Annotated in this window: 10 protein-coding genes and 1 pseudogene; 9 read left to right on the top strand and 2 right to left on the bottom strand. The window is 49.6% G+C overall.

Annotated elements, in window-relative coordinates:
- From B3D59_RS15540 to B3D59_RS15500, 9 genes and pseudogenes are all read left to right on the top strand, one after another.
- A pseudogene (locus B3D59_RS15540) lies at window positions 1-140 on the top strand (IS1 family transposase); the annotation flags it as partial.
- A complete protein-coding gene (locus tag B3D59_RS15535; RefSeq protein ID WP_286821679.1) occupies window positions 133-513 on the top strand; it encodes a restriction endonuclease subunit S in 381 nt (126 codons plus the stop codon). The pseudogene B3D59_RS15540 and the gene B3D59_RS15535, both read left to right, overlap by 8 nt.
- A 28-nt stretch (window positions 514-541) precedes the next feature.
- Window positions 542-1,147, top strand: a complete 606-nt coding sequence (locus B3D59_RS15530; RefSeq protein ID WP_286821677.1) for a transposase — start codon at window positions 542-544, stop codon at window positions 1,145-1,147.
- The gene (locus B3D59_RS15525; protein ID WP_286821674.1) at window positions 1,144-1,887 is read left to right on the top strand and encodes a Fic family protein; all 744 of its coding nucleotides are present in this window, start codon (window positions 1,144-1,146) and stop codon (window positions 1,885-1,887) included. The genes B3D59_RS15530 and B3D59_RS15525 overlap by 4 nt, the downstream gene beginning before the upstream one ends.
- A gap of 191 nt (window positions 1,888-2,078) precedes the next feature.
- On the top strand, window positions 2,079-6,299 hold the full coding sequence (locus B3D59_RS15520) for a beta-ketoacyl synthase N-terminal-like domain-containing protein (protein WP_286821658.1): 4,221 nt from the start codon (window positions 2,079-2,081) through the stop codon (window positions 6,297-6,299).
- The gene (locus B3D59_RS15515; protein ID WP_286821653.1) at window positions 6,296-7,348 is read left to right on the top strand and encodes a 3-oxoacyl-ACP synthase III; all 1,053 of its coding nucleotides are present in this window, start codon (window positions 6,296-6,298) and stop codon (window positions 7,346-7,348) included. The genes B3D59_RS15520 and B3D59_RS15515 overlap by 4 nt, the downstream gene beginning before the upstream one ends.
- The gene (locus B3D59_RS15510) at window positions 7,342-8,253 is read left to right on the top strand and encodes an alpha/beta fold hydrolase (RefSeq protein WP_286821652.1); all 912 of its coding nucleotides are present in this window, start codon (window positions 7,342-7,344) and stop codon (window positions 8,251-8,253) included. The genes B3D59_RS15515 and B3D59_RS15510 overlap by 7 nt, the downstream gene beginning before the upstream one ends.
- 89 nt (window positions 8,254-8,342) lie before the next feature.
- On the top strand, window positions 8,343-9,026 hold the full coding sequence (locus B3D59_RS15505) for a hypothetical protein (protein ID WP_286821649.1): 684 nt from the start codon (window positions 8,343-8,345) through the stop codon (window positions 9,024-9,026).
- Window positions 9,023-10,675 (top strand): fatty acid CoA ligase family protein, encoded by a 1,653-nt coding sequence (locus tag B3D59_RS15500; RefSeq protein ID WP_286821645.1) that lies wholly within the window; start codon window positions 9,023-9,025, stop codon window positions 10,673-10,675. The genes B3D59_RS15505 and B3D59_RS15500 overlap by 4 nt, the downstream gene beginning before the upstream one ends.
- Before the next feature lie 66 nt (window positions 10,676-10,741).
- Here B3D59_RS15500 and B3D59_RS15495 read toward each other — a convergent pair whose 3' ends face one another.
- Entirely contained in the window at window positions 10,742-11,023 is a 282-nt protein-coding gene (locus B3D59_RS15495; protein WP_286821642.1) for a hypothetical protein, read from the bottom strand.
- Between the two features lie 229 nt (window positions 11,024-11,252).
- On the bottom strand, window positions 11,253-11,462 hold the full coding sequence (locus B3D59_RS15490; RefSeq protein ID WP_004073394.1) for a dodecin family protein: 210 nt from the start codon (window positions 11,460-11,462) through the stop codon (window positions 11,253-11,255).
- Window positions 11,463-12,124 lie beyond the last annotated feature (662 nt).

Genomic DNA, 12,124 nt, shown 5'->3' with positions numbered 1-12,124 from the left:
GAATTGAAGGAAATAATTGCAGATTGAGACACAGAATTCGATGTGCATTTAGAAAAACGTGTTGTTTTTCCAAAAACCTTTATAACCATCTTAAATCATTTGAGTTAGTCTTTTTTTATATCAATTTTGGTCATGTATAGAAAGCATAGCATACTTTTTACATCACCACCCCCAGCGTACACAGTGTTGAGACTGAAAATTGAGTTGAACAGTAACTTTTACCGGCTATTTTTTAAGTCCTACATCTTCATTGAGAAGTACTTGAATCTCACCGTAATCGGTATCCGGGGCGGGAAACAGATAAGCATACCAGACTTTCTGAGCATTAAGATTCTAATTCCACCTCTCAAAAAACAGAAAGAGATTGCTGACGCACTGTCAATTTGCCAGCAAGAAATAGATCTTCTTAACCAGCTCGCAGAAAAATACAAAACCCAGAAACGGGGGCTGATGCCAAAGATTCTTGCCGGCGAATGGCGGATAAAACCGGAGGTGGTGAATCAATATGAATAATCCGTTGCCCAACCGACAATCTATCCGGTTGAAAAATTATGATTATTCACAACCGGGATATTATTTTATCACCATTTGTACACAGGATCGAATTCATCGTTTCGGCAAAATTATTGATGAAAAAATGCGGTTGAATGACGCAGGGGAAATCGTCGCAGACGAATGGGAAAAAACGCCCATAATGCGTAAAAATATTCAATTGGATGAATGGATAATAATGCCCAACCATTTTCACGCCATCATCACCGTAGGGGCGCGTTGCACGCGCCCGCCTAACAACACGCGCCCGATGAACAACACGCGGCCATTGACCGAAAACGGGCGGACGGTAAACGGGCGGACGGTAAACGGGCGGATGCAATCCGCCCCTACGGATTCGTGGGTGGTTTTGGGGGATATTGTTCGTGGATTTAAATCGTCGGTGACCAAACGGGTACGGCAATTGCCAAATATGAACGATACCAGATTATGGCAACGGAATTATTGGGAACATATTATCCGCAACGAAAATGAATTGAACCATATCCGCAATTATATCCGGCATAATCCGCAAAAATGGGAAACGGATCAATTATATGGCGGTTTCGGCAATCAGTTGATAAAAACACCTGCAGAATATGGAAAACCATCATGACCAAATATAAAAAACTGGATCATCTTAAGGAAAAACTGGATTCCTTCCGTCCACTGCCACCAGAGATTGTTTCGAATCTTCATGAGGACTTGGTGCTTCGCTGGACCTATCATTCAAACGCTATCGAAGGCAATACGCTGACACTGAAAGAAACCAAGGTTGCTCTGGAAGGGATCACCGTTGGCGGGAAAACCATGCGGGAGCACTTTGAAGCGATCAACCACAGGGAAGCCATTTTTTTCGTTGAAGATCTGGTCAAAAAAAATGAGCCTCTGTCTGAATGGCAGATTAAATCGATTCACCAATTGATCCTGAAAAATATTGATGACAAAAATGCGGGTGTTTATAGAAAAACGAATGTCATCATCTCAGGTGCCGATCATGTTCCGCCCGATGCCATGCATGTAGAAAGTGAAATGCAAAGCTTTATCAGTTGGTATCAAACCGAGGGGGTGTCTCTCCATCCGGTGGAACGGGCGGCCCGTGTTCATGGTGATTTTGTGAAAATCCATCCTTTTGTGGACGGCAATGGCAGAACGTCACGGCTGCTGATGAATCTGGAACTGATGAAAAACGGGTTCCCACCGGTTGTCCTGCCTGTGGAAAAGCGGTTGGAATATTACGAGACGCTTGATAGAGCCCATACGAAAAATGATTATGAGCCATTTTTGACGCTTATTGCGAAGATTGCGGAATTGGGATTCAGACCTTACTGGCATGCATTGGGGGTAACCCCATGAATACCTTTCAGATTAAGATAACTGGAGATAACTGGAGATAACTGGGGTCAGAGTAAAATTAAATAGGTGGTTACTTCGCAATTATTAATGGAGATTTCCGAAGTGTAGAAGACTAATGACCTTGCAAGCGTTTTACACAAATTTTACACAGCTGTCTTGCAATCTTTTTCCGGGTCAACTATATGGGCTCCATGACTTTAAAACGTGCAGATATTGCCGTGGTCGGCATGTCCGGTATTTTCCCCGGTGCCCGTGACATTGGGCAGTTCATTGCCAATGTCATGGCAAAAAAATCAAGTGTAATCCAGGTTCCCCCAGACCGGTGGGGTGTGTCCGCTGACATCATGGTGGACAACCGCGCCGGCACGCCGTTGCCGGATAAGGCCCGCAGCAGGTTTGCAGGGCTGATTTCCCAATCGGTGTTTAATTCTTCCGATTTTGACTTTTGCGGGGCGGATATGGCTGGACATGGTCTGGATAATGATTTTTTCCAGGCCCTGGACCCGGTGCACCATTTAGCCCTTGCCGCCGGCATTGATCTTATGGCCAATGCACGCCTTTCCAAAGCAGATCGGGCGCGCACAGGGGTTGTGCTGGCTGCCATTGCCCTGCCCACACCGGGCGCATCGCGGCTGACCCGCGATCTTTTTTTGCCGCCAAATCCTGCAATGCCCTCCCGGGAACAAGCCTGGGGCGCGGGCATGCTGTCGGCACCTGCGTCAATTCTGGCCAGGCTGTTGGGCTTGGCCGGCGGCAGTTTTACCCTGGATGCCGCCTGTGCGTCTTCTTTGTTTTCCATAAAGCTTGCCTGCGAACAACTGCTCTCCGGAAGGGTGGACGCCATGGTGGCCGGCGGGGTATCCCGACCCCAGTCCCTCTACACCCAGGTGGGATTTACCCAGCTCCAGGCCCTGTCGCCCACGGGCCGGTGTGCTCCCTTTGACCGGGATGCCGATGGGTTGGTGGTAGGGGAGGGGGCAGGCCTGGTCCTGCTTAAACGCCTGGACGATGCCCTGGCCTGCCAGGACACCATCCACGCCGTGATTAAGGGATGGGGGGTGAGCAACGATATTGAAGGTAACCTGGTGGCCCCGGCCAGTGAAGGCCAGGTCCGGGCCATGGCCCAGGCCTTTGACATGGCCGACTGGTCCTTTAAAGATATCCAGTACATGGAGTGCCACGGTTCCGGAACCCCTAAAGGGGACGAAGTGGAAGTTCAAAGCATCATGCAGATGCTTGGAAAATATAAGTGTCCGGACACGGCCTTGTCCATTGGGTCGGTGAAATCCAACATCGGGCACCTTTTGACCGGTGCAGGTGCTGCAGGGTTTATTAAAACAGTCATGGCCATGAACCAGGGGCTGCTGCCGCCATCCAACAATTTCAATTGCCTGCCCGATGACTCTCCTTTTAAGAATACCGGTGTCAGGGTCCAGGATCACCCTTCTGCCTGGATACCTGCCGGCGACGGCCGGCCTTTGCGGGCCGCAGTATCCGCCTTTGGGTTTGGCGGCATCAATGCCCAGATTCTTGTGGAATCTTTTAAGGCTCAATCACGTCCTCATGCGGTGGGTGTTACACCTGCCCCGGCCCCAAAAAGCGTTCCCTGTGCCATTGTGGGTATGGGGCTGATATCAGGTGGTGCGGAGTGCCTTGGGGATTTTTCCAAGCTTATTTTGGGCGAAAAATCCACTGTAGGCAGATCTGGAGAAAGCCGATGGCGCAGGTTTGATCATCTGCCTCCTGAAGTCCGCGGGGGGTTAACGTTGTTCATGGATGATCTGAGTATTGATCTCAAAGATTTTAATATCCCCCCCAACCAGATGAGCCAGATTTTGCCCCAGCATCTGATGATGCTCAAAGCAGCCCTGGCAGCCCTGGCAGATGCCGGTATCTCTGCCAAACCGGATGCGTCACAACCACCCCGGGTAAGCATGGGCTGTGCCGTGGGCATTGAATTTGATTTCGGGGCTACGGACTACCATTTAAGGTGGCAAATTCAGGGGCAAAAAAACGGTGTATCCAGTGACCTACTGGACACCATCGGGCCGTCACTCAATTTTGGTTCAACACTGGGTGCTCTTGGGGGCATTGTGGCCTCCCGCCTGGCGCGGGCATTTAAACTGGGCGGCCCCTGCTTTACCCTGTCTGCGGATGCAGCTTCGGGACTAACGGCCATTGATATTGCCGTTAAATCCCTGTCCTCAGGGGAGACTGACACCTTTTTATGTGCAGCCGTGGATCTTGCCGCTGACATCAGAAGCTTTACCCGGGATCTGGTTTTGAGCGGCACGGACCCCATGGCCCTGCCTTCGGAAGGGGCTGTGGCCATGGTGCTCAAACCCCTGGATGCGGCGCAAAGGGACAATGACCGGATTTATGCGGTGATCAATGGTGTGGCAGGTGCCGGCGGCGCCGCACTTGCCGGGGAAACCGGTGAGCAGGCCCATGTCTCACGGTCAACAGTTGTCCAAAATTCTTTACAAAAGACTCTGGATCATGCCGGTATGGATTTAAAGGATATCGGGCTTGGTGCAGTGACGCACAGTGCGTCTCACTTTCTGGGGGCAGGGGAGGTCTGCCCACTTGACAATGCTTTGCCGATTTTCTGTCCGTCTGCTTTGTCCGGGCATACCGGGGCTGCCGCAGGCCTTTTTACCGTTACGGCTGCAGCATTGTGTCTTTACACCCGAAAATTTCCCGCGCCTTTGCACCATTTACCCGGCGTTCCCAAGACAGCTGTGGCAGGATGCCTGACCCGGGATGGTATTGCAGGGCATGTTATCTTGTCAGGCTGCCATCATTCAGGGCCAAGTGCCGACACCTGTAAGGCTGCGCAGACCCGGGAGAAAAACGGGCATACATCCACCTGCATAAGGATTCCTGTGACCCGCCCGCCTTTTCCCAGGGCATTGATTGCCAACGAGGCTTTTGAACCGGCCCGGCAGGAAACTTCTTTTGATGTCTGCACTGAGCCGCCCAATATGCCATTGCCATTTCCCTGTGACACACTCCCGGGACTGCTGGCCCATACCCAGGAGATTACGGCCAGAGCCCATGAGCGCTTCCTGGAATTATCCGCCCAAAACACCCAGGCCATGGCTGAACAGCTTGCCGCTATTGCCGGTGCAATGCCAAATGGCTGGAATCCGTCAATGGATCTGGAACCGGTCTTTGCGCCCCAGGATATTTCCAAGGTTCCCGACCTGTTTATGAACAGGGACCAATGCCTTGAGTTTGCCGTGGGAAAAGCCGGAAACGTGCTGGGTCCCGATTTCGATATCATTGACACCTACCCGGTCCGGGTGCGGTTGCCGGATGAACCGTTGATGCTGGTGGACCGGATTATATCCGTGCATGGCGAAAAACTCTCCTTAACGTCCGGAAAAGTGGTCACCCAGCATGATGTGCATGAAAATGCCTGGTACCTGGACGGTGGCAAAGCCCCGGTCTCCATCTCCATTGAAGCGGGCCAGGCCGATCTTTTCCTTTGCTCCTGGCTGGGCATAGACCATGTGGTCAAAGGAAAACGCAAATACAGGCTGCTTGATGCCAAGGTGACCTTTCACCGCAGCCTGCCCGTGCCTGGTGAAACCATTGAATACCACATTGAGATAGACCGGTTCTTAAGGCAGGGGGAGATCTATCTTTTCTTTTTTCACTACCAGGGATATATTAATCAGCTGCCTTTTATCTCCATGCGCGATGGATGTGCAGGCTTTTTTACCGAACAGGAGGTGGAAAATTCCGGGGGCATTATCCTGAAAAAAGAAGATAAGGAAATGAATCTCCAGGGACCGCCGCCTGCATGGTTTGCCTCGGTGAAAAGGTTAAGCCTGAATGATTCGCAGGTGGATGCACTTCGCACAGGGGATCTTGAAGCAGCGTTCGGCACGGATTTTAAAGGAAAGCGCACCGGAAGAGACCAATGGCTGCCCGGCGGGCCCATGCGCCTGATCCACCGGGTTCTTGATTTGGACCCCGGAGGCGGTCGGTTCGGTATGGGCCGGATTATTGCCCAGGCGGATATCCATCCCGATGACTGGTTTCTGACCTGCCATTTCATTGATGACATGGTGATGCCGGGCACCCTGATGTATGAGTGTTGTGCGCATACCCTGCGGGTCTTTGTCCAGCGAATGGGCTGGGTGCTGCCCCATGACCACGTCTGTTATAATGTGCTGGAGAAAAACGAAAGTGATTTGAAGTGCCGGGGGCCTGTGACCCGTGCCACGAAAAAAGCCCTTTACGATATTGAAATAAAAACAATCGGGTATGAACCCCAGCCTTTTGTGACGGCGGATGCTCATATGTTTTCAGATGATCTTGAGATTGTATTTTACAAGGATATGGGAATGAAACTTGAAGGGGCGACTCGCCGGGATATTGAGGCGTACTGGAGGAAAGAATGAAGTACGACAAGGTGTTTATTGAATCCTTTGGATATGAGCTGGCACCCCACATCGTAACCAGCCTGGAAATTGATGAAAAACTCGCCCCTTTTTTTGAGGCTGTGGGATTTGTGCCGGGCCAGCTGGAGGCTTTGACCGGCATCCGGGAGCGCCGGTTCTGGGATGACGACCATACCCTGGCCGAACATGCGGCTGTGGCAGGGAAGCGGGCCCTGGATGAAGCAGGTATCAGTCCCAAAGAACTGGGGGCCCTGTGTTTCTGCGGGGTGTGCCAGGACGGGTTTGAACCGGCCACATCCTGTGCGGTGGCAGACAAGATCGGGGTGGGGCCGCGGACCCATGTATATGATGTAAAATCTGCCTGCCTTGGCATGATTACGGGCATGGTTCATGTGGCCAATGAGATTCAGCTCGGGCATATTAAAGCAGGACTGGTGGTCTCCTGCGAGTCGGCCCGGCAGATCGTGGACGCCACCATTGAAGAGATTAACACCCATAAAAGCATTGATTTTTACAGAGAAGCTGTGGCTACCATGACCGGCGGCTCCGGGGCTGCGGCAATTCTGCTGACCGACGGGACCCTGGGCAAATCTTCGACCCCGCGCCATGCGGTCAAAGGCGGAGTGGTGAACAATGCCATCCGTCACTGGGCGCTTTGTTCCTGGGGATTTGAAGATAAGGGCATGCCTACGGATTCAAGGGTGATCATGCGTACCAATGCCCAGAAAGTCCTTGACCACGGCACAGAACTGGTCATAGAAACCTATGAATTGTTCCGCAAAGAGTTCAATTTGCCTGCGGATAAGCCGGATAAAATTGTTGGCCACCAGGTGGGGGAGGGTCATCACCATAAATTTTATTCTGCCATGAAAATTGACCGGAAAAAGGATTTTTCCACCTTTCCTTTCCTGGGCAATGTGGGCTCCGTGTCCCTGCCGATTTCCGCGGCCATTGCCGATGAACGCGGATTCTTTGTGCCCGGCGATTTTGTGGCCTTTGTAGGCGTGGGGTCCGGTCTTAACTGTTATTTTATGGGGGTGGAATGGTAACAAGGGTAATAAACGGGCAGCTGACTTCTACCAAAGGATTTGAGGACCTTTATCCCTTTGAACCCCATTATGCGCGCATTAACGGCCATCAAATGCATTATGTGGATCAGGGTAAAGGCGCGCCTGTGCTCATGCTCCACGGCAACCCCACCTGGTCCTTTTATTTCCGTCATCTGATCACGGGGCTGTCTAACCGTTTCAGGACCATTGCACCGGACCACATCGGGTGCGGTTTTTCAGATAAGCCGTCGGCGAATAACTATGATTACACCCTGGATCGACGGGTGGCGGATCTGGATGCCCTGATCCGTCGGCTGGATATCAATGAAAAAATGTCGCTGATCGTGCATGACTGGGGAGGGATGATCGGGCTTGCCTGGGCACTGGACAATCTGGACCAGGTGGACAAAATTGTTATCACCAATACCTCGGGATTTTTTCTGCCGGCTTCCAAACGCTTGCCGGCAGCGCTTTGGATCATTAAATATCTTTTTCCCTTTGCCGTGCCTGCTGTTTTAGGCGCCAACATATTTGCCCGGGGTGCCTTGTATCTTGGCGCAGAAACCCGACTCTCCCAATCCGTTAAAAAAGGCCTTGTTGCCCCATACAACAGTTGGCAAAATCGCATTGCCACCTTAAAATTTGTCCAGGATATACCTATAACAGCAAAAGACAGAAGTTATGCCAGGGTTCAAAAAGTCGATCAAGGCCTTTGCGCCCTTGACCCGGATCGGTTAATGTTTTTATGGGGAACCCGGGATTTTGTTTTTGATATTCACTTTCTTGAGGAATTTAAAAACAGATTTCCCCGAACCTCTGCCCATGTATTTGAGGATGCCGGTCATTACCTGTTCGAAGATAAGCCCGGTCCCTGCCTTAAATTGATTCAAAAATTTTTGTCCTGACAGTTTCTTTTCTTTTGGCTTTTGACTTTCAGGTCCATTCCGGATAAATTGGGACCGGATAAATTGGGACCGGGTAAATATTAGGTGCTATGGGACTATTAAAAAAGAAAAAAAAAGATGAACCCACGGAACCGGTCGAACAGGCCCAGGGCAAAGATGGCGGTGATCCCAAGGCCGCTAAAGCCAAACCTAAAAAGAAAGGTTTGTTCAAAAAGCTGATTATTCTTCTGCTCATTTTGGGAATACTTGGCGGGGGCGGATTCTTTGTGTACACCAAATTTTTAAGTTCTGATAAGCAGAACGACCTGGGTTATCAACCTGTAACCCTTGCCCATGTCTCCCTGCCCGGGGAGATACTCGCCTTTTGTTTTGCCCGTATGCCCGACCTTTACGATGCCCTGGTGGCCTTTAACGGTGAAATGGATTTGTTTGAGGCTGAAATTGCCCGTATTGATGCCGTGGCCAACAAATATCCGGATCAAAAGAAAATTGCTGACGGCCAAAAAAAAGTATGGGAAAAGGGAAAGGATTCTTTAAAAAAAACTTTTGAAAAATTGGAAAAACCCATTAAAGAAACTTTTGTATTGTTCCAGGTCAACCAGGCCGCAGGACAGGAAAAAATTGATGAAACTGCTGAACAGATGATTCTGGACGCCGGCGATGCTCTGAAAAAAGCCCAAGAACAGACAGCCCCGCTGAAGAACGCCATGCCCAAGGCCCCCGAAGGCATGCTCAAAGGAACCCTGTATAAAATAAAAAAAATGTTCTTATGACACGATATACAAATATTGCCCAAAGCCTGAAACACTCCGCGCAAATCTATCCATTCAAACGGGCCGTGGTCTACCCGGCCTCACGGGATAGCTCCGGGCGGGTCCTTTACAGCCAACTGACCTTTTCCCAGCTTGACCGGCAGTCCGACAGCCTTGCCGCAGGGCTTGACAGCATCGGCATTGGCCGGGGAACCCGTACCATTTTAATGGTACCCCCGGGTATGGAGTTTTTTCTTACGGTGTTTGCTATGTTCAAAGTCGGGGCTGTGCCGGTGGTGGTGGATCCCGGCATGGGGATTGACCGGATGTTGCAATGCCTTGTCCAAAGTCGACCCAAGGCCTTTATCGGTATTGAAAAGGCCCATGTGCTTAGAACGCTGCGCCCCGGTTTTTTTAAGACCGTGAAACGATGGGTGACCGTGGGCAGAAAGTGGTTCTGGGGCGGGCACACCCTGAACCAGTTGATGAACAGGTTCCCGGGCGCGCCTTTCAAATCGGTCCAGACCACGGAGAACGAAACCGCTGCCATTGTATTTACCACGGGCTCCACAGGGCCTGCCAAGGGCGTTATCTATACCCATGGAAATTTTGAGGCCCAGATTCGTCAAATCCAATCCCATTTTCAGATTTCACCCGATGAGATTGACCTGCCCACCTTTCCGCTTTTTGCACTGTTTGATCCTGCCTTGGGGATGACGGCGGTGATTCCGGACATGGATCCCACAAAACCGGCCCTGGTCAATCCCGTAAAAATTGTCGAGGCCATAGAAAATCATGGCGTGACGAATATGTTTGCATCCCCGGCCCTTTTGAACCGGGTGGGAAAATACGGTAAGGAAAACGGCATCAAACTGCCCTCATTGCGCCGGGTGGTCTCTGCCGGCGCACCTGTCAGTCCGGCCAATATTGAACAGTTTTCATCCATGCTGTCCGATGATACCCAGATTCATACACCTTACGGGGCCACGGAAGCGGTTCCCATCATATCCATCGGCTCCCATGAAATCCTTTCGGAAACGAAAAAACTTTCGGAATATGGTTTTGGCATGTGCGTGGGCCGGCCCATTGCAGATACACAGGTGAAATTGATCAAGATTTCAGATGAGCCCATCACCCGGATCCAGGATCTCATAGAGGTGCCTGAAAACCAGGTGGGGGAAATCGCGGTAAAAGCAGATCTTGTGACTGAGCATTATTTTAACGATGCCAATGCCGATCGTCTAGCGAAAATACCGGATACGGACGGCAAAGTATGGCACAGGATGGGGGATTTGGGCTGGAGGGATTCAAAGGGCAGAATCTGGTTTTGCGGCAGAAAGGCCCACCGGGTTGAAACCGGAAAAGAGACCTTGTTCACCATCCCCGTGGAAGCCATATTCAACAATCATGAAAAGGTCTACCGCAGTGCGCTCGCGGGCGTCGGCCCTAAAAATCGTCAGATTCCGGTGGTTTTTGTGGAGCCTTTTGAAAAAATATCCGATGAAAAGCAATTTATCCGGGAGCTCTCCTATCTTGCCCATAAAAATCCTTTGACCGCCGGGATTAAATACATTTTCATTGAATATAAACTTCCGGTGGATATTCGACACAACTCCAAAATTTTCAGGGAAAAACTGGCAATCAAGGCCCAGCAGCTAATCACTGGATAAGATTCAAACCATGAAACGATGAGATACAAAATTCCCTGTCTCCGCGTAATCGGCAAAAACGCAAAATTAAGTGGAAAGTGCATCAGCGGCTGCCATGCACACGGCCACCGATGACTGGGGGGCTTCGGCTGAAAATACCGCATCTTCTTTTAAAAACGTCGCACGCCAATGGGTTTCGGTCAGACTTTTGGGGCACATATCTTTTAACTGAAAGGTAAAGCCTTGGGTTTCAAGAATCCCGGCAAGTTCCATGGCCGCATTAATGTTATAGACGGCCTGATCGGGAACTGACTCGCCAAGAAGCTGTTTGAGTTGTTCTTCTAAACTTTCAATTGCTGATTCGGACATTATATTCTCCCATACAAAGGTGGTTCTAATTTCTCAATTCATTTCTCAATAGCTGTTTACCAACTTCTGGAGTGTACGCCGAACCAGGTGACGGTGAAAAGGAATTTTTAATTTTGGAATGAAAATTGATATGCGATACTCCTCATATGAGGCCTGTACGTTCGGTTCTGTGAAAGGGGTGAGGCCGAATTGATTGGCCGACCTCACCCTACTCAATTTACTTTGCCAATTACCCTTCAAGTTTGAATGAGACTTTTAATTTTACCCGGTATCCCACAATCCGGTTATCTTCCAGACGCATATCCATTTCCGTCACCTGGGCCACCCGCATATCCCTCAAGGTTTTATCGGCGGTTGACACAGCTGCCTTGGCGGCATCCTCCCAGGATTTTTCGGAAAACCCAACTAGTTCAATGATTTTGTAAACGCTATTTTCCATGATAACCTCCTAAAAATTAAAAGTTCGGGTTTACTAACGATAAAATAGCACATAAGAGACGTTAATAAGCTGCCTGAACGCATTTGAATTTGAGGTTTGAATGTGCCAATTCCACACTACCTTTATAACAACGGAAGTCTTTGTTTGAGCTTTATCCAGCACGAGGTTCAATTAACAACAGATGGGGTTTTTCCAGCAGGAACAATAAAACGTCACAGTATTGCGAAAAACAGATGTGTGCATTTTGAGGTAGAGAGGCAACTTATTAATGCTATTATACAGACAGTATATTAATTTGTGTAGAATTTTTTTCAATAAAACAGATATTAAACTGTCGATGAGACTTGTTTCGATGATATCACATATGCAAAAATTACCCAAAGACTGTTCCTATACACCGTAGAAAAGGACAGTACCCTGGACAGGCACAAATTGGTTGAATACATCGGAAAGGCCCTTCTGGTTGACACTTTTATCTTACTGTAATAATTAAGAATAGCTTATTTTTGCGTAAAATCAACCGAGAATCTGGATTAGAAAAACTTGCAATAGAAAATCAGTGATGTCCGGTTAGATTTTTGCTTGTTTTAAATTTTTTCGTTCTTTGACAATATCGCTCCTGTTTGGATTACTCATACCCTGATTCTGGCCATTCATCAATT

Origin of the sequence: Desulfobacter sp. UBA2225 (genome assembly GCF_002348205.1) — a bacterium.
GTDB lineage: Bacteria > Desulfobacterota > Desulfobacteria > Desulfobacterales > Desulfobacteraceae > Desulfobacter > Desulfobacter postgatei.
This window is presented reverse-complemented; position numbering and strand designations above follow the sequence as displayed.